This window comes from Micrococcus sp. M4NT (genome assembly GCF_033790745.1).
Classification (GTDB): Bacteria; Actinomycetota; Actinomycetes; order Actinomycetales; family Micrococcaceae; genus Micrococcus.
The window spans coordinates 77,735-102,413 of record NZ_JAMYEH010000003.1; the positions used below are offsets into that span (position 1 = coordinate 77,735).

At 70.9% G+C, this 24,679-nt stretch carries 19 protein-coding genes and 1 pseudogene; 9 read left to right on the top strand and 11 right to left on the bottom strand.

The genetic code is table 11. The features are described from left to right. Window positions 1-5: 5 nt before the first annotated feature. Entirely contained in the window at window positions 6-2,051 is a 2,046-nt protein-coding gene (locus NJC10_RS02820) for a galactosyltransferase-related protein (protein ID WP_319074446.1), read from the bottom strand. Window positions 2,052-2,229: 178 nt separating this feature from the next. On the opposite strand from NJC10_RS02820, the gene NJC10_RS02825 reads away from it, so the two are divergent. From NJC10_RS02825 to NJC10_RS02840, 4 genes are all read left to right on the top strand, one after another. Continuing rightward, entirely contained in the window at window positions 2,230-3,303 is a 1,074-nt protein-coding gene (locus NJC10_RS02825; protein ID WP_319074447.1) for a hypothetical protein, read from the top strand. Beyond that, window positions 3,300-4,640: a glycosyltransferase gene (locus NJC10_RS02830; RefSeq protein WP_319074449.1), complete on the top strand. Its 1,341-nt coding sequence runs from the start codon at window positions 3,300-3,302 to the stop codon at window positions 4,638-4,640. Before NJC10_RS02825 ends, NJC10_RS02830 begins: the two co-directional genes overlap by 4 nt. 97 nt (window positions 4,641-4,737) lie before the next feature. Beyond that, the gene (locus tag NJC10_RS02835) at window positions 4,738-5,697 is read left to right on the top strand and encodes a WcbI family polysaccharide biosynthesis putative acetyltransferase (protein ID WP_319074450.1); all 960 of its coding nucleotides are present in this window, start codon (window positions 4,738-4,740) and stop codon (window positions 5,695-5,697) included. Between the two features lie 5 nt (window positions 5,698-5,702). After that, window positions 5,703-6,884: an FAD/NAD(P)-binding oxidoreductase gene (locus tag NJC10_RS02840; RefSeq protein ID WP_319074452.1), complete on the top strand. Its 1,182-nt coding sequence runs from the start codon at window positions 5,703-5,705 to the stop codon at window positions 6,882-6,884. A 187-nt stretch (window positions 6,885-7,071) separates the two neighbouring features. Here the strand turns inward: NJC10_RS02840 and NJC10_RS02845 are convergent, their stop codons facing one another. Then, a complete protein-coding gene (locus tag NJC10_RS02845) occupies window positions 7,072-7,638 on the bottom strand; it encodes a hypothetical protein (protein ID WP_319074453.1) in 567 nt (188 codons plus the stop codon). Between the two features lie 676 nt (window positions 7,639-8,314). Between NJC10_RS02845 and NJC10_RS02850 the strand changes: the two genes are divergently transcribed. Next, a complete protein-coding gene (locus NJC10_RS02850) occupies window positions 8,315-8,971 on the top strand; it encodes a hypothetical protein (protein ID WP_319074454.1) in 657 nt (218 codons plus the stop codon). A 48-nt stretch (window positions 8,972-9,019) separates the two neighbouring features. On the opposite strand, the gene NJC10_RS02855 is transcribed toward NJC10_RS02850, so the two are convergent. Beyond that, the gene (locus NJC10_RS02855) at window positions 9,020-10,606 is read right to left on the bottom strand and encodes an alkaline phosphatase D family protein (RefSeq protein WP_319074456.1); all 1,587 of its coding nucleotides are present in this window, start codon (window positions 10,604-10,606) and stop codon (window positions 9,020-9,022) included. A 236-nt stretch (window positions 10,607-10,842) separates the two neighbouring features. On the opposite strand from NJC10_RS02855, the gene NJC10_RS02860 reads away from it, so the two are divergent. Continuing rightward, window positions 10,843-11,118: a DUF1540 domain-containing protein gene (locus tag NJC10_RS02860; protein WP_319074457.1), complete on the top strand. Its 276-nt coding sequence runs from the start codon at window positions 10,843-10,845 to the stop codon at window positions 11,116-11,118. A 101-nt stretch (window positions 11,119-11,219) separates the two neighbouring features. On the opposite strand, the gene NJC10_RS02865 is transcribed toward NJC10_RS02860, so the two are convergent. The 3 genes from NJC10_RS02865 to NJC10_RS02875 form a co-directional block, all read right to left on the bottom strand. Continuing rightward, window positions 11,220-12,047, bottom strand: a complete 828-nt coding sequence (locus NJC10_RS02865; RefSeq protein ID WP_319074458.1) for a hypothetical protein — start codon at window positions 12,045-12,047, stop codon at window positions 11,220-11,222. 336 nt (window positions 12,048-12,383) lie between these two features. After that, window positions 12,384-13,571, bottom strand: coding sequence for a type II toxin-antitoxin system HipA family toxin (locus NJC10_RS02870; RefSeq protein ID WP_319074459.1), 1,188 nt, complete (start codon window positions 13,569-13,571; stop codon window positions 12,384-12,386). Beyond that, window positions 13,568-13,795: a helix-turn-helix domain-containing protein gene (locus NJC10_RS02875; protein ID WP_223247472.1), complete on the bottom strand. Its 228-nt coding sequence runs from the start codon at window positions 13,793-13,795 to the stop codon at window positions 13,568-13,570. Before NJC10_RS02875 ends, NJC10_RS02870 begins: the two co-directional genes overlap by 4 nt. Window positions 13,796-14,054: 259 nt before the next feature. Between NJC10_RS02875 and NJC10_RS02880 the strand changes: the two genes are divergently transcribed. Continuing rightward, the gene (locus tag NJC10_RS02880) at window positions 14,055-14,222 is read left to right on the top strand and encodes a type I restriction-modification system subunit M N-terminal domain-containing protein (protein ID WP_319074460.1); all 168 of its coding nucleotides are present in this window, start codon (window positions 14,055-14,057) and stop codon (window positions 14,220-14,222) included. Window positions 14,223-14,290: 68 nt separating this feature from the next. Here NJC10_RS02880 and NJC10_RS02885 read toward each other — a convergent pair whose 3' ends face one another. From NJC10_RS02885 to NJC10_RS02900, 4 genes are read right to left on the bottom strand one after another with little or no spacing between them, the layout of a single operon-like run. After that, a complete protein-coding gene (locus NJC10_RS02885; RefSeq protein WP_319074463.1) occupies window positions 14,291-16,243 on the bottom strand; it encodes a DNA/RNA helicase domain-containing protein in 1,953 nt (650 codons plus the stop codon). Further along, on the bottom strand, window positions 16,240-16,563 hold the full coding sequence (locus tag NJC10_RS02890; protein ID WP_319074465.1) for a nucleotide pyrophosphohydrolase: 324 nt from the start codon (window positions 16,561-16,563) through the stop codon (window positions 16,240-16,242). Before NJC10_RS02890 ends, NJC10_RS02885 begins: the two co-directional genes overlap by 4 nt. Before the next feature lie 38 nt (window positions 16,564-16,601). Continuing rightward, entirely contained in the window at window positions 16,602-19,172 is a 2,571-nt protein-coding gene (locus NJC10_RS02895) for a DEAD/DEAH box helicase family protein (protein ID WP_319074467.1), read from the bottom strand. Between the two features lie 4 nt (window positions 19,173-19,176). Next, window positions 19,177-21,297, bottom strand: a complete 2,121-nt coding sequence (locus NJC10_RS02900; protein ID WP_319074468.1) for a site-specific DNA-methyltransferase — start codon at window positions 21,295-21,297, stop codon at window positions 19,177-19,179. A gap of 115 nt (window positions 21,298-21,412) precedes the next feature. Between NJC10_RS02900 and NJC10_RS02905 the strand changes: the two genes are divergently transcribed. After that, window positions 21,413-23,953, top strand: coding sequence for a DUF262 domain-containing protein (locus tag NJC10_RS02905; protein ID WP_319074470.1), 2,541 nt, complete (start codon window positions 21,413-21,415; stop codon window positions 23,951-23,953). A gap of 75 nt (window positions 23,954-24,028) precedes the next feature. Next, window positions 24,029-24,238, top strand: a complete 210-nt coding sequence (locus NJC10_RS02910) for a hypothetical protein (RefSeq protein WP_319074472.1) — start codon at window positions 24,029-24,031, stop codon at window positions 24,236-24,238. 66 nt (window positions 24,239-24,304) lie between these two features. Here the strand turns inward: NJC10_RS02910 and NJC10_RS02915 are convergent. Beyond that, window positions 24,305-24,523, bottom strand: a pseudogene (locus NJC10_RS02915) (enoyl-CoA hydratase-related protein); the annotation flags it as partial. Window positions 24,524-24,679: the final 156 nt, after the last annotated feature.

Below are 24,679 nucleotides of genomic sequence, written 5' to 3' on the forward strand. Positions count from 1 at the left end.
AGGGCTCAGTACGCGGCGTCCTCCCGGCGGGCGGCGGCGAGCTCCTCGGGGCCCGGGCGGCGCAGCAGCTCGAGCCGCTCGCCCGCGGGATCCCACGCGATCAGGCCGGCCTCCGCGAAGGCGCGCAGCCACCCCTCCATGGCCCACCGGCCGTGCACGGCACGGAACCGCTTCGCGTTCACCAGGATGTCCTCGAGGTGGTTTACCGGAGGGGAGAAGACGCCGTGGTGCTGGTGGAACACCTCGGCGGGGCTGAAGCGCAGCCGCAGCCCGGCGTCGCGGGCGCGGAAGGCGATGTCGGTGTCCTCGGCGCCGTAGCCGGAGAAGCCCGCGTCGAAGCCGCCGATCCGTTCGAGGTCGGACCGCGCGATCGCCAGCACGAGCGTCCACACCAGGTGCCACTCCTCCGAGGGGCCGGCCGTCAGGTGGGCGCGCCCGTGGTGGGGCACGGAGAGGCGGCGCAGGGCGCCGTCGGTGAGGGGCGGGGACGCGGTGCCGGGCTCGCCGCCCGCGTCCCCGAGGGTGCCCGCGGACGGCAGCGTGGCGGTCCAGCCGGCACCGAGGTAGCGCGGCGTGCCCATCACCACGGAGCCCGGATGCGCGGCCACCTCCGAGGTGAGCGTGCCCACGGTGTCCGCGGCGGGGATGCAGTCCACGTCGAGGAACACGAGCACCTCGCCCGTGGCCAGCGCGGCGGCGGCGTTGCGGGCCTCCGCGAGCGGCAGTCCGCCCCGGCCGGCCACGTGGCCGACCGTGACGTCCAGGCCCGTGGCGGGCACGTCCCCGTCGGGCTGGTCCATGAACACGACCACCACCTGGTCCGGGCGGCGCACCGAGCGCTCGAGCCCGGCCAGCACGCGCGCCAGGTGCTCGTCGCGGCCGCCGGTGATGATGACCACGGAGACGTCCACGCTGTGCCCGCGGCGGCGCGCGAGCGCCTGCCGGTACGCGCCCACGTGGGTGGCGGCCACGCGGCGGCGCTGGCGCGCGCGCGCGGCCACCGGCACCGGGCGCAGCCGATGCCGGCCCCGCAGGAGCCGCTCGAGGGCGTCCGCAAGGGAGCGGGCGTCGTCCGGGTCGAAGGCGGCGAGGCTGTCCGGGGAGGCCCAGGCACGGGCCTGGTCCGCGATGTGCCCGATGTCCGCCACGGCCACCGGCACCCCGAGGTCCCGGCACATCTCCACCCAGCCCGAGTGCGTGCCCGTGCGGTAGGGCAGCACGGACACGGCGACGCGGCGCAGCAGGGCGTGCAGCTCGGGATCGGCCAGGCGGGCGTGCTGCCACAGCTCGAAGCCGTGGTGCTCGCAGCCCTCCCGCAGGCGCTCCAGGTCCGCCTCGCTGCGCACCGAGTCCTGCACCTCCACGATCACGTGGGTCTCCAGGCCGCGCTCGTCCAGCATCCCGACGGCGGCGGCGAGCGTGGGCAGGAACCCCACGGGGTCCACCTGGGCGCGCAGGTCCTTCGCGTGCACCAGGAGGCGGGCGGGGGCGACGGCGGCGCGCTCCTCCTCGTCGTCCTCGCCGGCGGCGGGGCCGGCGTCGTCCGGGGCGGGGGCGGGGTCCGCCGGGGCGAGCTCGGCGAGGGCGTCGAGCGGGACGATGTGCGGATGCGGCACCACGTGGGCCCGCACCCCGTAGTCGCGGGCCACCGCGTCGGCCGCGCCGGGGGTCAGGGTGAACACGGCGTCGGCGGCCTCCAGGAGCACGGCCAGGCGCCGCCGGTGCAGGGTCTGGTCCGTCAGGTGCGGGTTCTCGAGGTCGTGCACGGTGACCACCACGGCCCCGCCGTGCGCGTGCTGGGCGTCCATGGCCGCCGCGAGCTCGTCCGGGGTGCGGTGCTCGAAGCCGAAGTGCACGTGCAGCACGTCCGGGCGGTGCTCGGCGAGCCAGCACGCGTCGAGCGCCTGGGGCGGCCACCACTGGTGCTCCGGCGCGCCGGGGACGGGAGGGTCCGGCCAGAACTCCACGTCCGGGGCCGCGGAGGCGTCCAGCGGACGCACGGCGCGGCTGTAGGGGTGCCCGGCGGGCACGTGCTGAACGGTGAGGGTCACGGCGGTGGCTTTCGGACGGCGGTGGAAGCGGCGTGTCCGCGTCCCCCCGCGGGTCCGCGCACGTCGTAGGCTGGCCTGGGCGGTGGGCCGGCACGACTCCCTGAGTCGACGCCACCGCGCAGACCACCATTCCACCACGTGAGGAACAGTGACGATGGAGCCGGAGGCGAGGGGGCGCGTGCTGTACGCGACCGTGGGTCCAGACGAGCACGGCGTGACGCGCCACGGAGCCGCCGCGCGGCGCACCCTCCAGGGGCTGGGCGCGGACGTCGAGCCCCTGCACGCCACGGACTCCTCCGACTTCCTGGGGCTCGCCGGGGTCCTCCGGGACGCCGTCGACGACGGCCGGGCGGTCCACCTGGACGTGACGGACGCGCTGTTCGGGCCCTCGCCCGCCGCGGCGGCCGACTGCCTGCTCGAGGTGCTGCCCCCGGCGGTGACGCTCACCCTGCACGACATCCCCCAGGCCGCCGAGGGCGAGGAGCGCTTCCGGCGGCGCGCCGAGGCCTACGCGCGGATCGCGCGGCACGTGGCCGGCGTCGTGGTCTCCTCGGAGCACGAGCGGGCGCTGCTGGACGACATCGTGGACGTGGCCGTGCACGTGGTGCCGCTGCCCGTGGAGGACCGCCGCGCCATGCTCTCCGACACGCAGCCGGAGCTGCCGGAGCACCTGGCCGGGCTCGAGGACGACGTGGTGGTGTTCGGCTTCCTCTACCCGGGCAAGGGCCACGCCGTGGCGCTGGACGCCCTCGCCGAGCTGCACCGCCAGTGGGGCCCGGGCAGCGGGGCGCCGCGCCGCGTGACCGCGCTCGGCCCGGTCTCCGCGGGCCACGACCGCCTCGTGCGGGAGCTGCGCGAGAGCGCGCGGGACCGCGGGCTGGAGTTCCGCGCCACGGGCTTCGTGCCGGACGAGCTCTCGGACGTCGCGCTGCTGGCCGCGGGCATCCCGCTGGCCGCGCACCGCAACGTCTCGGCGTCCGGCTCGCTCGGCTCGTGGATGGGCGTGGGGCGCCGGCCGATCGTGCCGAGCGGCCGGTACGTCCAGGAGATGGCGCGTCTGCGGCCCGGCACGCTGCGGGTCACCGGCGTGGACACCGGTCCCCTGGACTACGCGCTGGCCGAGGCCATCGCGGAGGCCGTGGAGGACCACCGCCGCACCTGGCTGGCGCCCGGCACGAGCCTCGAGCCCGGCCCCGAGACGTGCGCGCGCCGGCTCGCGGACGTGTGGGCCACGGTCCACGGGTGGGCATGACCGCGCCCGAGGTCTCCGTGGTGGTGCCCTACTACCGGGCGCAGGCGGACCTGGACCGGCTCCTCGCGGCCCTCGCCGCGCAGGACCACCCGGCCTCCCGGCTGCAGGTGGTGATCGCCGACGACGGCTCGCCCGAGCCGCCCGCGCTCCCCGCGGAGCTGCCCTTCGCCTCCGCCGTGGTGCGCCACGAGGACCGCGGCTTCCGCGCCTCGGCGGCCCGCGCGCTGGGGGTCCAGGCCGCCGAGGGCTCCGTGCTGGCCTTCCTCGACGGCGACATGCTCCCCGAGCCTGGCTACCTCACCGCCGCGTGCGCCGCGCCCGCGGCGAGCGGCCTGGCCGTGGTGGTGGGACGGCGTCGTCATCTGGACCCGCGGCTGCTGGAGGCGGGTGGCTGGCGGCCGGGGGAGTCCGTCCCGGAGTGGGCGCGCCTGGAGGAGCCCGCGTGGCTCGCGCGGGCCTACGCCGACTCCGAGGACCTGCGGCGTGCGGACTCCACGTCCTACCGGTTCCTCATCTCGGCGGTGCTCACGGTGGCGCGCGAGGTCTACGAGGACGCGGGCGGCTTCGACCCCTCCTTCGTCGGCTACGGGGGTGAGGACTGGGAGCTCGCGCACCGGCTGTGGCGGGCCGGGGGAGCGTTCGCGTACGAGCCGCGCGCCGTCGCGTGGCAGGCCGGGGAGGACTTCGGCGGCCGCGAGGACCCGGCCGAGGCCAGGCGTGTGAAGAACCGCGAGGCCCTCGTCCTCGCGCCGAGGATCGCCGCGCCCACCGCACGGGGGCTGAGCCTCGGCCTCGGCGGGGAGGACCGCCCCGCACGGGCGGCCGTGACGCTGGGGGCCGCCGGCGACGCCGCCACCGTGCTGGGCGCGGACGCCCTCCTGCAGGCGTTCCCGAGCGCCCGGCTCCTCGTGCGCGGGGCGCTGGGCGACGCCGCCGCGGCCTGCCTGACCGACGAGCGCGTGGCGCTCGAGGCGCCTGCGGGGGAGCCGGATGCGGCGGGGCCGAGTGACCCCCGCGTGGCCCTGAGATCCGCCCCGGACTGGGGCGTCGACGTCGCGGTGCCGGTGCGCCCGGCCGAGCCCGGCGCGCGCCCTGTGCCGAAGGACGCCTCGGACTGGCTGCTGAGGCTGGAGCGGGACGGCGTGGAGCGCGTGGAGGTGACCGACGAGGCGGGCGACGTCCTCGCAACGCTGACCTCTTCCCGCGCGCGGTGGCGCGAGCACCGCGAGGGGGCCGTCCCGCCGGCGCGGACGCTGCGGGTCCGCGCGGCAGATCTGGGCTGGCGCGCGGTGGAGGCCGAGCCGGACCTCGAGGCCTGGTGGGGCGGCTGGGGCTGAACCGCTGACGGCGGACGCGCCGTCTCGATAGCCTCGAGGCGGGACGGCGCTCGCAGGACCGCTCCGAGCACCATGATCTGACGACGGAGGCACGCACGTGGCGAACTGGGACGAGGGCCGGCTGCGGCACTACGGGCACTTCTACGGGCTCGAGGACCTGCCGGAGGGGGACCTGCTGCTCGTGTGGGGCAACTGCCAGGCGGAGTCGTACCGGCGGCTGCTCGGCGGCGAGCCGGGCACGGCCATGCTCGGTGACTCCGGGCTGAACACGGTGCGCGTCCCGCCGGCCTTCGAGATCCAGCCGGACGAGGTGGAGCACCTCGAGCGCCTGCTGACCCGCACCCGCGCCCTCGTCACGCAGCCCATCCCCCACGACTACCGCGGCATGCCGATCGGCACGGAGCAGCTGATCGCGCAGCTGCCCGAGGATGCCCCGGTGGTCCGGATCCCGGTGGTCTACGACACCTCGCGCTTCCCGTGGCAGGTGACCCTGCGCAACTGGAAGTTCGCCCCCGGCGCCGCCGAGCGGCCAGGCGAGGACCCGCCCGTCGTCCCCTACCACGACCTCCGCGTGCTCGCCGAGGCCGCCACCGGCCAGCGCCGCGAGGTGGCCCCCGAGGCCCTGCGCGCGGCCGCGGCGGCGTCCGTCCAGGCGCTGCGTGCCCGCGAGGAGGCCAAGCGCACCGTCGGCATGGCGGACATCGTGGCGGCGGAGCGCGGCACCGGCTTCTACACGGTGAACCACCCCACCAACGTGGTGCTCACGCGCGTCGCCGAGCGCACGGCCGAGCAGGTCCCGTTCGAGGTGCAGGTCCAGCCCGTGCCGGAGACGCGCGTGCTGCTCGGCGGCGTGCGCGCGCCGCTGCACGCCTCGGTGGTGGAGGCCCTCGACCTCGAAGCCGAGCCCACGGAGGACTGGAGCGTGGGCGGGGAGCTCATCCCGGACGAGCAGATGCGCCAGACGCATCTCGAGTGGTATGCGCAGAACCCGCTGGCCGTCGAGGTCGGGATGCGCAAGTACGCGGACCAGCTGCGCCTGCTCGGACTGGCGGGCTGATCGCGATGACGACGACATACGACGTCCTCATCGTCGGCAGCGGCAACGCGGGCATCTCGCTCGCCGCCAAGCTCCTCAAGGACGGGGCGGGGCGGATCGCCGTCGCCGACGGTCAGCAGGTGCACCGCTACCGCCCCATGCTCAACTACGCCGCGGGCGGCCAGGCGGACATGGCCGGGTTCGAGCGGTCGATGCGCGCCGTGGTCCCGGACGGCGTGGACTGGATCCCGGACCACATGGCCGCCGTGGACGCCGACGCCCGCACCGCGACCACGTCGACCGGACTCACCGTCGGCTTCCGTCACCTGGTGCTGTGCCCGGGTCTCACCCCGTGGTGGAGCGCGATCGACGGGCTCCGCGCGGCCTACGGGGCCGGCTGGGCCGCGAGCGCGCACGTGCCCGAGTACGTGGAGCCCGCGCGTCGGCTCCTGGCGGGCGTCGCCGCGGGGGACCGCGTGGTGGCGAACGTGCCGGCCGAGCCGTCCTCGTGCGGCGGCACCGTGCTCAAGGCGCTGTTCCTGGCATGCGCGGCGTGGGAGCGGGCGGGGATCCTCGGCGAGGTGGCCGTCCATCTGGTGACCCCTTACGACCGCATCCTGGACCGCCCCACCATCGACGACGCCTTGGCCGACGCCGCGGCGCGATACGGCATCCACGTGCACCCGCGTGCCGAGGTGACCGCCGTGGACCACGCGGCCCGCACGGTGACGCTGAGCACCGGCGAGCGGATCGACGGGGTGGACGCCGCCTACGTGACCCCCGTGGTGCACGCCCCCGAGTTCATCGCGGAGGCGGGCCTGGGCGACGGCGGCCCCGCCGGGCTCGCGGACGTGGACCCGGAGACCCTGCGCCACCGGAGTCATCCGCATGTGTGGGCCCTCGGCGACGCCGCGACGGTGCAGACGCGGCCCTCCGGCGGCGCCCTGCGCAAACAGGTCAAGACCCTGGCGCAGAACATCCAGGCGGCGGACGACGGCGGCGAGCTGCAGCGCTACGACGGCTACACGGTGATCCCCGTGATGGTCAGCCGCGACGAGCTGGTCCTGGACGAGCACGTCCGGGACGGCGCCGAGGACCGCTCGATCCCCGGCGTGGACGTGACGAAGCCCCGCCGGAGCACGGCCGTGTTCGACCGGTTCGGCCAGCCGCGGATCTACTGGAACCGCCTCCTCAAGGGGAAGGTGTGAGGTTGTAGGGGCATCCGGCTCCAGGCGTGTGGACAGGATCCCGGGCCCGGGGTGGGACGGGCGCATGACTGAAGCGCCCTGGGTTTCGTTCCGAGGTCAGGACGCAGCGGGCGCTGAATGGGACTGGTGCACCCTCACTCGGACGCCCGCTCGGGGAGGCACCTCACGTGGGCCGATCCGACGGGGTTCAGTCTGCTCGGGCCTCGGACACGGACTCCTCGAGCACGGCGAGCTCCGTCTGCGACAACTCTGTGCCCGTGACTGGCAGGACGTCATTTTGCTCGACCGCAAGCACGCCCTCTTGTAGGTTGACCGGCGTCGGATACCACCCCGCGTCTACAAGGTTGAAGAGATACAGGTCTCCGGCCCCCGCGGTCAGCACCGGAGCGCCGCTCAGCTCGAACTTCTGGTCATCCTTGACCCCGCCTAAGATGCTGAACTCCAGGGTCTCACCCGGCTGCACATCACCCTTGACGACCGTTTCGACCTGCACGGTGTACACGGTTGAGGGAAGGGCCATTGGCTCCGGGTCCTTGGGGTTCGGCACCGCGCCAGGCTCCTTCATGAGGTCCCAGACTTCAACCCGAGATGCGATCACCCGGCCCACAACCGAGTAGTCCGACGCCTGCTGAACGTCCTCGGCAGTGCTGTAGCTGACGTACCGCGCGTGAAGGGTTTGAGTCTCCTCCGCCGACGTCTCCGGTGTGGCGGAGTGGGCCGTTGACTCCTTCCCGGCCTGAACCGAGGCAGTCATTGCAGGAGACGGCACTTGCGCTCCCTCCACCGCCTCCGGGGCACTGCAGCCCGCAAGCAGGAGGCCGGCCGCGACTATGCCTGCACCGATGGGAAGGGAGGAACGAGGTGACCTCATCAGAGTGATCCCTTCAGGATGGAGGTGGGAATGGACATCGGGCACTGAGCGGTCGGGCTGCGCAGCGACCCGTCATAGCGTCGGACCCCGTCAGAGTCGCATGCGTAGGGGGGACTTGTCCGCGGTGGAGGCGTCCCGGAACTGGCCCACCAGCTCCATCATCTGACGGTGTTGCTGCCGATCGACGGCGAGCCAGGTGAAGGAGGACATGCATTCATCCTGCCGGACTCGTTCAGCGCCTCCGTCACGCCGGGACATCACCTCGCCTCGTCAATCCACCCCGCCCATCAGCCTCACCCCATGAAGATCGGATTCCGCAAGCCGTCCCTGATGAAGTCGCTCAAGGCTCGCACCACCGGGCGCGCCAAGCGCACCGTGAAGCGTGCCCTCATTCCTGGCTAGGGCCGTCCCGGCATGGGCTGGCCGTGGGACCCGAAGCGGGCCGCCTACAACGCCGTCTACCGGCGCACCACCTTCGGCCGGGGCGACGTCCTGCGAATGTTCCGCTGACCACCGCTCCACCACCCTCCGCCTCCACGCCCCGGCTACCCTCAGCACCATGAGCCGCGACGTCCCTCCCGCCCCCGGCGTCACCGTGCCCCGGCCCGCCCCCGGCTCCCGTCAGCGGGCCCTCGTGCGGCGCTCGCCCCTGATCCTCGCCGCGCTCGTCCTCCTCGTCGGCGCCGCCGTCCTCGCCGCGCAGGGGGACCGCGAGGCGGCCGTGCTCAGCGTGCAGATCGCCATGGTGGTCCCCGTGCCGATCGCCGTCGAACGCGCCGCGCGGGTCCGCCTGCCCCCGTCCCTGCACGCCATGTACGCGGCTCTGCTGATCGCCGCCCCGTGGATGGGCGCCGCCCTCGGCCGGTACGCGGCCTGGCCCTGGTGGGACACTGTGGTGCACTTCTACTCCGGCGTGCCCATCGCGCTGGGCTGCGTCCTCGTCCTGGGTCTCGCGGCCGCCCGCCGCGGCCTGGCCATGCCGCCCGGGCTCGAGGCCATCACGGTGGTGGCGCTGCACTCGCTCGTGGCCCTGCTCTGGGAGGTCGGCGAGTTCACTGCGGACCAGGTGCTCGGCGCGCACACCCAGAAGGGCAACACGGACACCATGACGGACCTGATCGTCGGAACCCTCGGGGCCCTGCTGGTCGCCCTCGCCCTCTACGCGCACCGCACCCGTGGGCCCTTCGCCTGGATGACCCGCTTCACCGGTCGCTGAGCCGGGGCGGGCGGTGTCGCGTCCCCGCCCGCCCCGGCCCCGCCCGCCTCACGCCTGGATCGTGTGCAGGCGGTGCTCGCCGTCGGCCACCCCGAACACCGCACGGGTGCGCACCGAGGAGCCGAGCTCACTCACGTAGTCGAGCACCTGGAAGCGCGCCTCCAGCAGGTCCCGCGTGACGTCCAGGCGCAGGTAGCCGCGCAGGTCGTTGTTGAACGTGATGTGCGGGTTCCACGCGAGCGCCTCCGCGGCGGCGTCGGAGCCGTCGCCGCCGGAGGTGATCGAGGTGGTGATCAGCTCCACGCCCACCGGCGCCGAGGAGAGGTCGTTGAAGTCCCGCTTCACATCGGAGGCGAACGCCTCGTGGATGTCGCCGGTCAGCACCACCGGGTTGCGCACGCCGGCCTCGACCCAGGCGTCCACCACGCGCTCGCGGGACGCCACGTAGCCGTCCCAGGAGTCCATGTCGCCCCAGACGAGCGGGCCGGCGCTGCGGTCGTACTGCACGAACGGCACCTGCTGCGTGATGAGGTCCCAGCGCGCCGTCGAGGTCTCGAACCCCTCGCGCAGCCAGGCCTCCTGCTCCGCACCCGTGATGGAGCGGCGGGGGTCCTTCGCCTCGGCCCCCACCACCTTGATGAGGTCCAGGTTGGCCTGGTCCGAGCGGTACTGCCGGGTGTCCAGGAGGTGGAAGGTGGCGAGGTCGCCCCACTGGATGCGCCGGTAGAGCTGCAGGTCGATGCCCTGGGGCACCGAGGACGCGCGCAGCGGCATGTTCTCGTAATAGGCGCGGAAGGCGGCGGCGCGGCGGGCCAGGAAGTTCGGGTCCCAGAGCTCGGGCTTCTCGTCCGCCCAGTTGTTCTCCAGCTCGTGGTCGTCCCAGATCACCAGCCACGGCGCCGCCGCGTGCGCGTCCTGCAGGTGCGGGTCCGTCTTGTACTGCGCCATGCGGGCCCGGTACTGGGCCAGCGTGCGCGACTCCCCGTTCTTGTGCGCGCGGGGGACGCCGGAGGAGACGGGGTACCCGTACGGCATGATCTCGTAGTAGTAGTCGCCCAGGTGCACCATCAGGTCCGGGCGCTCGGCGGCCATGTGTCCGTAGGCCGTGAAGTAGCCGTGCTCCCAGTTCGCGCAGGAGGCCACGGTCAGGCTCAAGTGCTCCGGGGAGGAGCCGAATGCCGGGGCGGTGACGGTGCGGCCCGTGCGGGAGAGGTGCCCCAGCGCACGGAACCGGTAGAAGTACTCGGTGCCGGGGCGCAGACCGGTGAGCGTCACGTGCACCGCGTACCCGCGGGAGCGGTCCGTGGCGACGGTGCCCGAGCGCACGACGCGCGTGAACCGCTCGTCCGTGGCCACCTGGTACTCCACCGGGAACGACCGGTCCGGCATGCCGCCGAGGCCGTCGAGCGCGAGGGGGTCCACCGCCAGGCGCGTCCAGATCACGGCCCCGTCGGGCCACGGGTCACCCGAGGCGACGCCGAGCGTGAAGGGCGTGGGGCCGGTGGCGGCGTGGGCAGTGCCGGCCGGCGTGGACAGCAGTGCCGCGGAGGCGACGACGAGGCCCGCCCCGCCGAGGACGGTGCGGCGGGAGACGGGGTGGGCGATCGGGTGCGCGGGATCGGTGTGCGAGGTCACCCGTGCAGGGTGGCAGGGGTGGGTGACGCGGACGTGACCGGGCGGTGACGGCGAGGTGGGGTGGCCGGCGGGCGCGACGTCGGTCCATACGACACACGACAATGCGCGAAATTCATTTGCGCTAATCTTCTATCGACTAAGGCTCTCCCCTCTTGTGCTATTCGTGGGCCGGAGTAATCTCGATTCCAGTAGCGCCGCCCCGGCCCGGGGCGGGCCCGAACCGGGAGGATCACGCCATGACCACCGCCGTCCGCACCTGCGCCGCCAGTGCCTGCGCCTTCAATGCCGAGACGTCCTGCAACGCCCTGGCCATCACCGTCGCCGGCTCCGACAGCACGCCCGGCTGCGGCACCTTCGTCCAGCTGGACGTCCGCCGCCCGGTGACCGAGGGCGCCTCGACCGTCGGTGCGTGCCACCGCCTCGAGTGCACGTTCAACGCCGACCTCGCCTGCACCGCCGAGGGCATCGAGGTCACGGACGTGGCCACCTGCGCCACCTACACGATCGACTGACCTTCCCGCCGGTCGCGCCGTACGCCCGGGACTCCGCCGCAGGTCGGCGAGGGCCCGGGCGTGCCTCGTCTCGGAGCCGCAGCCGGGCTGGGGCCGTGGCCTCAGGGGTGGGCGACCCGCGCCGGGATCGCGTCCAGCAGTCGCCGCCAGGCGTGCCGGGGGCTGTGGTCGAGCCGGCCTGCGCCGGGCAGGGCCACGTGCACCGCGGTGGTCTCGCCGTCGCGGACGCGCAGCAGGGTCACCCCGGCTTCGTCCGCGTCGAGGGCGTGGGCGGGGGACTCGGATAAGGATTCGGTGCCGACCTGCAACGGGGTGCTCTCGCCCGGCAGCAGGCCCAGGGCGACGGCGTCGGCCAGGTCTGCGAGCACCTCGGGGGCGGTGCCCAGCACGTCGTCCGCCGGGTCTGCGAGCTCGGCCTGGTCGATGAGCCCGCGCGACGTGAGCGGCAGGGTGTGGCGGCAGAACACGGCGACGCCGTCGACGTCGTGCAACAGGATCCGCTGGGTCTCGACGACGCCCACGCGCACCCGCGGGCCGACATCGGCCACGAGGTCCGCGACGCGGCCGCGCAGCCCCAGCTCCGCGACCTCGGCCGAGTCCCGGCACCAGCGCAGGGTGCCGAGCAGATGCACGGACGCCAGGCGGGTGGGGAGTGTGAGGTCCAGGGCGTCGCGCAGGACGTCCACGCGCACGTCCAGCGGCGCGGGCGTGTGGAACGCGCCGAGCGAGCCGAGGAGGTTGGGGACGTGGGCGACCACGAGGCGGCCGTCCGCGCTCACGCCGTGCACGGCCGTCGTGAGCGTCTCGCCGGCGAGGAAGGCCGTGACCTCGACGGAGCCCTCGCCGCGGAGCAGCCGCTGGGCCAGCAGCAGACGACGGGACGCCACGGGCGGCAGCGGATGGGCGGGGTGCGTGGAGGCGTGGGCCATGGGGGTCCTTCCGGCGGGGGTCCGAGAACCAGTAAGGCAGACCTCACCAAGATACGCAAGGCTGGTGGCGTGTATTTGTCACGTGCGGGGCGGTGGGGGCGTGTGCCGTGGGCGACGTCCATCCAGACGTGACGGTCATGCCGCCGCGCGAGGGGGCGGAGCTGATGGAGACGTCGCAGCCGGTGTCCACGTTGTGGCGGGAGCATGTGCGGCAGTTCTCGGGCAGGGCTGGCACCAGCTGGAGTCCGTGGGTCAGATCGCGGACGTAGTGAATGCGAGCGGCGACGAGGTCATCGGTGGAGACGTGGAACGGGCATGTTCCGTCCACGACGCTGGTCAGCCTTCGAGCTCGTAACGGCGGTGGCGCAGTTCCCACTCGGCGCCTTTCAGCGGCGAACCGGTGAAGGGCAGGGCCGACAGGTCCACCTTCGCAGCTGCTGTCATGGCCACCGTCATGGCGGAACGGGCGGCGCGCTGGGGCAGGCCGATGGTCGCAGTCAGGGCATCCCAATGGCGCCGACGCAGGGCCCTCGTGCGCCCGTCCACGGACAGCGCCATGGTCATGTCCTCGTAGAGGGCGGTGCAGGGCACGTCGTACACCGGGGCGATGCTCCAGCGGCCGCTCGAAGACTGCAGCACCGAGACGTTCTTCGCGTGGAGGTCGCCGTTGCCCGTCAACCACGCGTAGAGGAACTGCAGGTACAGGTTGCGCGTGGCGGTGAGTCGATGCGGAGTGAGGCCGGCCAGGACGTCGATGACCTCCTCCGTGGTGACGTTGTACTTCTGTGCCGGGTAGATGCCGAGGGCCTGTCCGGCGTCTTCGAGTGCGAGGCGCGCCCTTTCGCCGGAGCGGTCTGCAGTGCGGTCGAATCGGCGGACGAGAAGACCTGCCCGTCCGTGACGGTCGTGGATCACCGAGTGCTCGGACACGGGGATGCCGAGGGCCGCGGCATGACGCAGATGGAGTGCTTCGTTGACCACGAGGTGGGGGTGGTTCGGTGGATCCAACTTCAGCAGGGCGCTGTGCTCCTGAAGGTGCACGGGCACGTTGACCATGGAGGCCGAAGCCTTCGCCTGGACACCGGGGAGGGCGTTACGGTCAGGCACTCCCGCGAGGACGGCGAAGTCCAGGTTCTGCGGATCGTCCGTGGCGACGGGGGCCTCCGTGTGCAGTCGGTCGCCGGCAGGGACAACCTGCACATCGCCGGGCGCGTCCGTGCCGACGGCCAGGAGCAGGGTGAGCTCGTCGTCGGCCGAGGTCTTGGCCGCCGTGCGCAGAACGGTGAGGCGGTGCCCCTCGGGCAGGAGCCCTGAGAAGAACGGTGGGAGCCCGCCTCCGGCGGCGGTGACGGGGTCCTGGGCGACCGGCAGCGTGGAGGCCACAGGGTCGCCGGCGTACCCCTCGAGGTAGCGGAAGGTGACGGTTCCCTGTTCATCGCGGGTGAGTGTCCCCGCTGGGACGCCGCCCTTGTAGACGTCCGCGGTGGTGACGCGCTTCAGGTCTTCGAGTGCAGGAGTCGTCAACCGGTGACCTCGAGCTCGAGGCCGAGTACCTCCATGACGGAGAGCACTGACTTCAGGGTGCTCTTGCCGGTGCCGCGCTCGATCTGGCGGACGGTCGCATCCGAGACTCCCGCCAGGTCTGCGAGCTGCTGCTGGGTCAGCAGGAGCTCTTTACGCATGGCGCGGACGCGGTCGCTGATCTTCATCAGTGCCGCGGCGGAGGAGACTGCGCGTGTGGTGGCCACGGCTCTATCGTGGCAGATGAGCAGCTGAAATCCGAAGGATTTTTCGGAATCGGTGATGTTCGACTGCTGCGGTGGCGTGTCGACACGGGAAGCCGAAGAAAACTTCGGATTCAGGCCTCCGGGGGTCGGTTGAAGAGGTGCCGGCCTCCTCATTCGAAGAATTCTTCGGAACTTGGCTCTCAGGCATCAGGCGTGCGACTTTTCAGTGCCAGAATGAGGCCGATTGCCACATCGCCGTGCTCCGAAAGGCTCCGCCACCATGCCCTCTCCCCAGAACCTCTCGAACTTCGTGTGGGGGATCGCGGATCAGCTGCGGGGCGTGTTCAAGCCGAATCAGTACGGCACGCTCGTCCTTCCGCTCACCATCCTGCGCCGCATGGAGGCGGTCATGGACCCGCACCGGAGCCGGAATCTTCTGCGCATCTGACCCTTCTCGGCGGCTGTGGCCGGGTCAGAAGGGCCAGGTGCGCAGATGAGTCCCGAGGGTAGGGGCTGTCACTCCCGGGTCCGCTGCCGGGAACGGCGGAGGTCCTCGGCACGACGACGGGCCTGCTCGAGGTCGTCAGTGGAGAGGATGAATTCGGTCTGGGCCGTGTGGCCGACATCGACGGCGCGCAGGACCTCGCCCGGACGGCCACCCGGAGGGACGTTGAAAGGTGCCGACGTCACATCGGGTTCGCTGATACCGGGGAACCAGCGGGCGAACTGCTCCCGGAGCCCCTCGTCCACGACGTACAGGTAGGTCCCGCGGACGCCGCGCGTCAGGAGCACGTTGTAGATGTTGATGACGTACTCGCGCAGGTCCTCGTCCGAGTAGGTGCGGCTGAGGTAGCCGTTGTTCTTCTTGCCGCCCGTGTCCGCATAGTCGGCACGGGAGAAGACCACCCGTTGGGCCGTGTCGTCCCACTGCAGGTCGGGTCCGATGACGACGCCGGCGTAGTTGAGGTCGTATCCCTGGAGGGTGTGGATGGAGCCGATCTCGTCCAGTGAGCCGGGGGAGTCGACCCAGTCGGTGTCGGCGACGTTCCACGGCATCCGAACCCCGTCGAGCTCGATGTCCCAGTCCGGCTTCGACGGATCCTTGCGGAAGCCCTTGCTCTGCCACTTCCAAGCGAACCCGGCGGCAAGACGGGCGAGCGTGAACTCGGTGTCGCGCGCACGGATCGCCTCGCGCATCGCGCCGAAGTCCGTGAACAAGCGCAGGTCGTACTCGCCCAGGTCCGGGGCCGGAGGGTGCTCGCCTCGGAGGAGCTTCCCGAAGAAGTCGACGTATGAGTCGGACGCCTTGACGCGCAGCTGTGACACGAGCGCGTGGTGACGGTGTTCGGCGTGCGCCCGCGCGAGGAGGGCGTCCATCGTCGCGGCGTCGAGGTCGGCCGGACGCACCGTCTGGCGCGGGTCCACGAGCAGGACGACGTCCCTGGCCTGCTGGGTGATCCAGTCGAGCTGGGTGTGGGAGACGTCGTCGTCGCCGAAGAGCCGCTGGTTGATGGCCGTGTACTTGTTGTTCAAACTGCCGTTGGCCTGCGCCGAGCGCAGTCCGAGGCGGTGGGCCTCGTCAACGATCAGGATGTCGTAGGGCTCCTCGGCGTCTCCGACGTTCCACACGGACAGCACCATGGACGGGTGCAGCCCCGGCGTCCGGCGGAAGACACGCTTGAGGGACTGGCGGAGGGACTGCTGCGGCACGACGATCCCGATGCGCAGATCACGGCCCTCGGTGCCGCGCAGTAGGGCGTTCCGGTTGGCGTGGGTGAACAGGTCGAAGAAGTCGTGGTCGGAGCTGAGGTCCACCTCGACGTCCTCCTCCGTGAGGTTCGCGAGGTCCACGAGCAGTTTCGCCAGGAACACGCCCACAACCGTCTTGCCGGTGCCGGGGCCGCCCTGAATGACGAGCGGGCCGCGATCGACGTCGTCATCGGCGACGAGCAGCTGGACGATGTGCCGCAGCGATGCCTCCTGCTCCGGCGTGAGCACCTTGAAGGGCGAGAGCTTGAACAGGGTGCTGTTGAGGATCTGCTCGCGGGAGCGGCTGAACACCTTCTCCGCCCGCAGCCGCTCGAAGATGTCAGCGAACATCTCCTGGTAGCGCGTGCGGTCGTAGTAGTCCGACTCCGTCATGCCGGCGTTGCGGTTCAGGACCTGGCGGGCGCCGTCGCCGCTGAGCATCTGGATGAGGTAGCGCTCCAGGTCCAGGGCGGCGGACTTGTTGAACTCGTCATGGAGCACCACGCGCATCGTCGTCAGGCGGGCCTTGCGCGGGTCCATGTGGTGCTGTCCTCGTCGGGCGACGACGTTCGTCGTCTCGCCGACGTAGACCTGCTTCTCATTGTCGATCACGTACACGGCGGGCCAGTCCCGCATGCGCGCGTTCTTCTCCTGCTCGGGGGGAAGGGCGCCCCTGAACGGCAGGCGCTCCAACGTGTACCCGGGGTTGTGGTCGGTCATGACGACGTCGCCTCCTCGTCCCCGCCTGTCGGCACCGGGTGCTTGATCTGCGTCTTCACCAGCTTGGCCTGGATGATCTCATCCACGTCCCAGCCCATGTGGTCCGCGAACATGAACGCGTAGGTCAGCACGTCCGCCAGCTCGTCTTGTACCTCGGCCATGTCCGCGCCGTCCTCCGTCCACTGGAAGTGCTCGAGCAGCTCCGCGGCCTCGATGCTGATGGACTTGGCGAGGCTGGCCGGGGTGTGGAACCGGGCCCAGCCACGTTCGGCGATGAACTCGCGCAGCTGGGCCAGGGTCTCGTCGTGAGGGCCGGTCATGGGTCCTCCAAGGGTGGCACGGCACGACGTCGGCCGATTCAGTACCGCGGGGCCGCCTCGTAGAGGGCCTTGGCGTCCTGGGCTCCTCGCACGGCATCGCGGACGGCGGGTTTGGTCAGGTCCAGGACCCGGAGCTCGCCGTCGGTCTCGGCGATGGACTCGATCCGACGGACACCGCTGCTGTGCTGTTCCGCGAAGTCGGCCAGACCGCGCAGCTTGGGCAGGGCGTCGGACAGGTGGTGGCCGTGGGGGTCCACGATGTCCGCGACGATCTGCCCGCCCGCGGTCTCGTGGAAGAACACGAAGTCCGGACGCAGGGCCTGCCACTGACCGGTCCCGTCCCGGTAGGCGACGGCGAGCGACTCCCGGGTGGCCCGGGAGGGGTTGCGGTACCACCCGCGGAAGCTCTCCTCGCGTGCCTCCTGGTCCAAGACGCGCGTCTCCCAGTCGTTGAGGTCCACGGGGACGGTGCCGTCCGGAGCGGACATGAGATGACCGGTCCGCGTCGGAAACTCGTGTTCGGCGCGGTCCGCGCCCCGCCACCGGCGGTCCGCCTGTGCCACCTTCGGGCGGGAGATCGTGATCTCCTCCGGTGTGCGGGAGGCGCCCTCGATGGTGTCGTACTCGGCCTGTTGCTCGTCGCTGAGCCCTCGGCGGGCCACGCGTGTCTCGTCGAGCCACTGCCGGACGAGCGCATCTGCTGCATCCTCCGCGGCCTGGACGACGTCGGACGTGCGGCCGAGCGCCGCCACCACCAGGTGGGCGTCGGCGAGTGTGGTCGTCTCGTCTCCCGGGGGCGCGATGTGATCGACGTAGGCGCCGGCGAGCCAGTCGGACAGCGCGCGGGAGGCTTCGGAGTAGGCGTGTTCGATGGCGCGGGCGTCCGCGTCCAGGGTGAGGGATGAGCTCGCCACCGGCGCGTCGGTGCCGGCCCGGCCGCGCAGCACCTCGGCAGACATGCGGAGGACGTCTTCGCGGGAGTCCGCCACCGCCTTCTTGAACTCCACGGCACGCCCGTCGAGGACGGCGCACATCCGCTCGGTGGCGGCCTCGAAGGCGTCGTCCTTGACCCTGTCGAGGGTCAGCCGTGCGGCCAGGCGGTCGAGTCGCTTGATCGGCTTGAGGCGCGAGCCTGGGGTGGTGACGGAGGGGAGTGCGTCGAAGGCCGCCCACACTTCCGGGGAGAGGGCCTCGTTCGGTTCCAGCCGGACGGGGTCGAAGAGCACGCGACGGAGGGGGTCGGGGCTCGGGCCAGGGGTGGGGTCGTCGAGGTCACTCTGACCGCGCATGAGCTTCTCGGCGATCGTGGTGGCCGTGTCGCGGTCGAAGTGGGGCAGCAGGCAGTCGACGGAGTTCAGCACCTCGTTGCCGGGGATCCGACGGGCGAGCGGCGTGCGCATCATGCGGCCGAGGAGCTGGTGGACATAGGTGGCGTCCTGGTAGGTGCGGAAGGACATGAGCACCTCGGCGCGGGGGCAGTCCCAGCCGGTGGAGATCGCCTCCATGGCGAGCAGCACGCGGATGTGCGTGGCGTCCTGGACGCGCTGCGGGGCGATGTAGTTGACCACCTGGCCGGGCAGGTGGCGGTCCGCGTGGGTGCCGAAGACGTGGGCGATGTCCTGCGGGCGCAGCTCGGGCCACTCGTCGTGGATGACGTCCAGGATCTGGCTGAGGTGGTCGTCCGAGGGCTTGTCCGCCACCTGCACCACCAGCAGCGGGACCACGGGGTCGGCCTTGCTCTGTTCGACGGCGTACGCGGCCCAGGCCTCGGTGGATGCCTTGGTGCGGCGCACGGCTTCGCGTAGCAGGGTGGTGTCGAACACGCCGGCCTCAGCTGGGATGACGAGCACGATGTCGTCCTTGAGCAGCCCGGAGGCCTGCACCCGGACCGGGTCGACCTGCACGGGGGAGAGCGCGTCGCGGCCCTGGGCCTGGGCCATGGCCTGTGTGAACCGCTCCACGGTGGCGGAGATGCCGAACACGATCGGCATGGGCGGGGCCCCCGCCGTGCCGTTGATCAGGCGCTGGACGATGGTCTGGCGGTCCCGCTGGGGCTTCATGCCGCGGTGGGCCTCGTCCAGGATGAAGTAGAGGGTGCGCCCCTCCCGGGCGACCGTGGCGGCGATGACGTCGTAGAGGGTGCGCTGAGCCATGTCCGGGGCCGCCAGCACCGGTGTGCGGCTGTTCGCCGGGGCTGTGGCCCCGCGCACCAGGCGGCCGCCCTCGCGCAGCTTCTGGGCGTTGAGGAAGTAGACCATCCCGGGCGCGAAGCTCTCCTCGCTAAAGGAGGCCTCCACCGTGCGGAGCCGGCTGCCGAGTTCGCTGGAGGCGGCGTTGATGCGGATGCGGGACTGCTCGTTGAGGGACGGGTCGTCGGAGAACCAGAGCACGGTCGCCCCGGGGTCCGGCTCGAAGTCGAACTCATCGGATCCGAAGAAGAGGGCCTCGATGACGGCGGCCGCCATCACGGTCTTGCCCGCACCGGTGGTGGCCGCGAGGGCGAACTGGGAGAGCGTCTCGTAGCGCTGGTAGTTGTCCCGGGCGCGGTGCAGGTGGCGCAGGACGTCGGCGACGGCGTCCGCCTGGTAGTCCTTCAGGGTGTAGCGCATGCTCTCAGTCCCTCCGGTTGATCTGGAAGTTGTGGAGGTAGGACTCGTAGAGGCGCACCGGGGTGACGCGCTCGGGGAGTGCGCGGGCCACATTCTGGTAGGCGGCCGCGGAGTCCGTGACGATGTAGGCCGTCTCCACCGTGTCACGGGACTCGAGTGCCTCGAGGAAGTGAGCGGCCTGGTCGATCGACTCCAGCACGCCGTAGGCCTCCGCGACGTCCCAGCCCCGGGCTCCGAGGTCCATGATGATGCGGCCACGGGACCCAGCCCGCATCCACAGCAGGGGTGCGATGCGCTCGAACGCACGGTGATGGCGCACCTCGAGGGGAGCCTCGTAGGTCAGGGTGAAGAACGCCGCGTTCTCCGCGAACCCGTCGGCCATGGGGAACTCGTCCGTGAATTTGTAGTCGCCCTTGATCGGGTCCCCGGCCGGGGTCTTGCCCGTGATGGCCGCGGTGATGCGGGGCTTCGTGACGTAGTCGCAGATGCCCCACTGCTCCCACTCCGGATCACCAGGACGGAGGCCCTGCTTACGCAAGCCCTTCTGCTCCTCGGCCGAGACCTCATTGTTCGTCACCGAGATGCACTGACGGCGACCGCCGTCCTGCTTGTTGAGACGCATGACGGCGTGCGCGGTCGTCCCAGAGCCAGAGAAGAAGTCAAGAACCATCGCATTTGGATTCTTACTCAGGTAGAACCGCAGAGCATCTTCTACGGCATACAGTGATTTGGGGAAGGGGAACTTCCTATTGGGAATGAGAGACGATACAATAGACGTCCCATAGATGCCCGCGTCATGGGAGGGAATGCGCCACTGGGTTCCCGGAGTAAATGGGGCCACTCCGCCATCCGAGATAATCGACCCGTCTGGACGGCGCCCAGTTATGGCAAATAGACCACTCTCGACCTTTCGGCGCTCTCCGGCCTTGAGGTAGCGGACGCCTTCCACATTCAAGGAGTTGATTCGCACGAAACCAGCCTCATTGAACTCCCGCAAGTTTGCAGGACTTACCTGCCAGTATCCCCAGCCACCCCCAGACCGTTCGGGCCAAAGGCAGATCGTGCCGTCTGGGGCCTCGAAAGAGGGCTCCGCGTCAAGAGGAATCGGGTCACCAACACTGTGAATCCCGCTCCCATCCATGTTGACGTACACGGGGTAGAAGAGATTGGGGCGATCCTCGCGTCGGACAGCGCCGCGAAGGCCTTTACGCCTGAGCGGTTGCCAATACAAGTTGCCGCCCGTCGAGTCCTTCGCCGTCCGCCAGGGGTCGGGTAGTACAGACGGGGCCACTTCAGCGCTCCCGAACGCGACGAAAAACAGATACTCGTCAGTGCGGCCGAACGACCCGCGGCGAGACTGACCCTTCGGGTTGATGACGCTCGAGACCATTTGAATCCGAGCCTCGGGAAAGGTCTGCTCGAGGAGCATCCCGAGCCGCAGGTACTCCTTCTCGTCGATGGTGACGATCAGGACGGAGTCCTCGGGGTTGAGGAGTTCGCGAGCGATCTGGAGGCGTCGCTCCATGAAGGACAGCCACTTGGAGTGGCGGTAGTCGTCGTCGGACTCGACGTAGTCGTTGTTGTACTTCCAGTCCTTCGCGCCCGTGTTGTAGGGCGGGTCGATGTAGATGCAGTCCACTGCGTGACGGTGCGTGTAGGTCAGCATCTCGAGGGCGTGGAAGTTCTCGGCGTTGATGACCGTGTGGAACGGCTTGTCCCCGCCGCGTTCGACGCGGCCGGTCTCGACCAGCCCCGGGAAGATCCGGTCCTGGATGCCGGCCACAGCCACCAGATCCGCGGTGGAGACGGACCGGGTCTCACGCTCGGCCTCGTCGCCCTCCGATTCCAGGTTCGCCAGCACTCCATCGGATGTGCGCCGAAGACTGGTTACGCGCCACCGCACGGAGTCGCCCCCGTGCGTCGAACCACGGGGAGGGAGCACCCGCACCGTGTCTCCCACGCGGATCGGCCGTCCGGGCAGCTCCACGCCCTCCGGCTGATGGCGTTCGAAGACCAGACCGAACCGCCGGCCCTGGGTCAACTGCCGGATCTCACCCTCCAGATCGGCGGCCAGCTGAGGGTCCTTGGCGCGCGCCTGAGCCAGGAGGTCGGTGAGCCGGGACACGATGGATCTCCCTCGTCGACGGTGCGGACGGCTTCGTCCGCCGGAAACTCCAGCAGTCTATGGCGCGCATGGGGCGGGCAGGGGTGGTGCCAGAGTCCCCCGTTAGGCTCCTTCCATGGTCGCCGCGCGTGAAGTCACCCTTCAGGAACTCCTCGGGGGCTCCTACCAGTACACGGTCCCGCTCTATCAGCGGACGTACTCCTGGGGACGTCCGCAGTGGCAGCGACTGTGGGAGGACGTCGTGGACATCGCCGACCACCGGCGGGACAACCCTTCGGCGACTCACTTCATCGGCTCCCTCGTTCTCGCCGGCTTCCGGGACAACGGGCCCGGCGGCGTCCAGCGGTGGCTCGTGGTGGACGGGCAGCAGCGGCTGACGACGCTGACGCTCCTCCTCGCCGCTGTCCGCGACCACCGGGCTGAGCACGAAGGCCCCATGCACGCCGATCGGGTCAATGAGAAGTACCTGGTCAACAAGTGGGAGGACGGCGATCTCCGCTACAAGGTCCTGCCCACCCAGGCCGACCGCGGCGCCTACCGCGGACGGATCGAGCACGCCCCGGATGCTGCCGAAGGCTCCAGGATCAGCGAAGCCCACCAGTTCTTCCTGACGAAGCTGCTCGGGTTGAGTCAACCGTCTGCTGACGGTGAAGAGGAGCCGCTGACCTTGGCGGAGGTCGAGTCCGCCGTCGTCGCCGGCCTGTCGATCGTGTCCGTGACCACCGGGGAGAACGACAACGCCCACCGCATCTTCGAGTCGCTGAACAACACCGGCCTCAAGCTCACCCAGGGCGACCTGCTCAGGAACTACCTGTTCATGCAGCTGCCCACACGGGCGGATGAGGTCTACACCACCCTGTGGCTCCCGTTGCAGAACCTGCTCTCCAATGAGGAACTGGAGACCCTGTTCTGGCTTGACCTGGTGCAACAGGATCCCAAGGTCCGCCAAACGGAGATCTACGCGGGCCAGCAGCGACGCATGCGTGGCCTGCAGGACGAGTCGCAGGTCAGGGCGGAAGTCGAGCGGTTCCTGGCGTTGGGGCGTCTCTACGACGTGATGCTCCGCCCGGAGAAGGAGAAGGACGCCGCAGTGCGGTTCCGCTTGGCACGCCTGCGCGCCTGGCGCACGACGACGACGTTCCCGATCACACTGCACCTGATGGAGCGCCGGTCGTTGGGGGACATCGACTCGGACGAACTGGCCCGTGCACTCCTCTACCTCGAGTCGTACCTGGTCCGGCGCCTCGTCTTCGGCCGCTACTCCGACGGTCTCAACACCACCTTGCTCGCGGCCACGGCCGACATTCAGGGCCAGGACGATCCGGCGGATGCCCTGCAGCGCTTCCTCTCCAGCGGGCGGAAGCACTTCGCCTCCGACGACCAGATCCGCCAGGCCGTGATGACGGCACCCTTCTACACGACGGGCCGGGCGGCCCACCGGAAGCTGATCCTCCGGTGGATCGAGGAGTCCTACGGCAGCAAGGAGCCGGTGGACCTCGACAGCGCGACCATCGAGCACGTCATGCCGCAGACGCTCACGGAGGAGTGGGAGCGCGCTCTGGCCGGCCAGCTCGAGGCGCACCAGGACCTTCGAGAGGTGCACACCGAGCTCCTCCACACCTTGGGCAACCTCACCCTCACCGGGTACAACAGCGAGCTGAGCAATGGGCCCTTCGCGGTCAAGCGTGCGGAGCTGGCCAAGAGCGGCATCCGCATGAACCAGGAGATCTCCGCTGAGCCGGTATGGGGTCCCGCGCAGATCCGTGCTCGCGCCGAGCGGCTGGCGGACCGGATCGTCGGTATCTGGCCGGGACCCTCAGCAGAGGCCGCCTCGGGAGTCGCCCACACGGCCTGGCAGACGCTGACGGACGCCGTCGAGGCCATTCCCGACGGGTCCTGGACCTCCTACGGCGAACTGGCACGGCTGATCGGAAGCCATCCGGTCCCCGTGGGGACCTACCTCGCACGGACGGCGCTGCCGCACGCTCATCGTGTGCTCCAGGCAGGTGGCACCGTCTCTCCGTCCTTCCGGTGGACCGACGTCCACCGCACGGACGATCCGCATGACGTCCTCGCAGCCGAAGGCGTGCGCTTCTCCGAGGACGGACGGGCCGACGGCGGCCAGCGGCTGCTGGCAGAGCAGCTCGCCGAGCTCATCGACGCCGACGTCGACCTGACCGATCCCCGGTCACTCGCCGCCCCGGGCAACGACCCTGCGCTGCGGGACCGCTGGGTCGACCGACTTCACGACCACAACGATCCCGAATCGGCCCGCGCACTGATCGAGGTCCAACGAGGATGGGTCGAGCGCGGTGGCCGGGCGGAATTCGCGGACAATGCCGCCGGCGGTTGTTTCCTGGTCGTCCCTCGCACGTCAGCACGCGCCATCTGGCCGGTGATCCTGTACCCGACGTACGGCGTCGAGGTCGTCTTCTATCATCTGGCGAAGTGGGCTCCCTTCACGGACGAGACGCTTCTCGACGAATTCCGGGGACGTCTGAATCTCATCCCCGAGGTGGAATTCGGCCCTGAGTCTCTCCGCCGGCGCCCGAGCATCAAACCGCAGACCCTTCAGCCAGCCGCGGCGCAGGAGGCGTTCCGCGACGCGCTGGAGTGGTTCCTGCACACCGTCCAGGAGGACGACAGAAGTGCCTGACAGCCCTGCCAGGGGCAGGTCCTGGCGAGGCGCTGACCCCCTCACCCCGTCCACCCCACCCAGTACGCTCGCCCCATGAAGATCGGTCTCCGCAAGCCCAGCCTGAAGAAGTCCATCAAGGCTCGCACCACGGGCCGGGCCAAGCGTGCGATCAAGCGCCAGGTCATCCCCGGCTACGGCCGCACGGGGATGGGCTGGCTGCGCGATCCGAAGCGCGCCGCCTACAACGCCGTCTACCGGCGCACCACGGTCGGCCTGGGCGACGTCCTGAAGATGTTCAAGTGACCTCCACACCCTCGCGCACCTGACCGGGGTCGGCCCGGTGGAGGCGCGCACCGGCCTCAGCACCCGCGGCAGCCAGGAGGACACGCCCGTGTCCGGTGTCATCCCGAGCGCCGAGAACGCCGTCACCAGCTGCGCATCCTCGCGCACGAGCACGACGTCGCCGCCCAGCAGGAGCCCGAGCCCCGCCCCGGCGGCCGTCCCGTTGACGCCGGCCAGCACCAGCAGGCGAGGGCCCGTCAGCGCCACCGCGACCTCGCCCGCCGCCTCGCCGAGCTCCTGGATCATCGCGCGCCGCTCCGGCCCGGCGGGGGAGTCCGCTGTTGTTCATCTAGAACCCCTCGTGCGTCGCCGGCACGGTGCGGCTGACGTCCTCGCCGTGCCGGCCCTCGCTGAGCCACACCCCTTCACACCCGCGCCGCGGGCGCCGCGGCGTCCTACGCT

What these genes read in the sequence shown, in the direction of transcription:
- NJC10_RS02910 (WP_319074472.1), top strand. Translation starts at nt 24,029, where the DNA reads ATGAAGATCGGTCTCCGCAAGCCCAGCCTGAAGAAGTCCATCAAGGCT.
- NJC10_RS02845 (WP_319074453.1), bottom strand. Translation starts at nt 7,638, where the DNA reads ATGACTGCCTCGGTTCAGGCCGGGAAGGAGTCAACGGCCCACTCCGCC.
- NJC10_RS02905 (WP_319074470.1), top strand. Translation starts at nt 21,413, where the DNA reads ATGGTCGCCGCGCGTGAAGTCACCCTTCAGGAACTCCTCGGGGGCTCC.
- NJC10_RS02830 (WP_319074449.1), top strand. Translation starts at nt 3,300, where the DNA reads ATGACCGCGCCCGAGGTCTCCGTGGTGGTGCCCTACTACCGGGCGCAG.
- NJC10_RS02885 (WP_319074463.1), bottom strand. Translation starts at nt 16,243, where the DNA reads ATGACCGACCACAACCCCGGGTACACGTTGGAGCGCCTGCCGTTCAGG.
- NJC10_RS02865 (WP_319074458.1), bottom strand. Translation starts at nt 12,047, where the DNA reads ATGGCCCACGCCTCCACGCACCCCGCCCATCCGCTGCCGCCCGTGGCG.
- NJC10_RS02850 (WP_319074454.1), top strand. Translation starts at nt 8,315, where the DNA reads ATGAGCCGCGACGTCCCTCCCGCCCCCGGCGTCACCGTGCCCCGGCCC.
- NJC10_RS02880 (WP_319074460.1), top strand. Translation starts at nt 14,055, where the DNA reads ATGCCCTCTCCCCAGAACCTCTCGAACTTCGTGTGGGGGATCGCGGAT.
- NJC10_RS02860 (WP_319074457.1), top strand. Translation starts at nt 10,843, where the DNA reads ATGACCACCGCCGTCCGCACCTGCGCCGCCAGTGCCTGCGCCTTCAAT.
- NJC10_RS02895 (WP_319074467.1), bottom strand. Translation starts at nt 19,172, where the DNA reads ATGCGCTACACCCTGAAGGACTACCAGGCGGACGCCGTCGCCGACGTC.
- NJC10_RS02890 (WP_319074465.1), bottom strand. Translation starts at nt 16,563, where the DNA reads ATGACCGGCCCTCACGACGAGACCCTGGCCCAGCTGCGCGAGTTCATC.
- NJC10_RS02840 (WP_319074452.1), top strand. Translation starts at nt 5,703, where the DNA reads ATGACGACGACATACGACGTCCTCATCGTCGGCAGCGGCAACGCGGGC.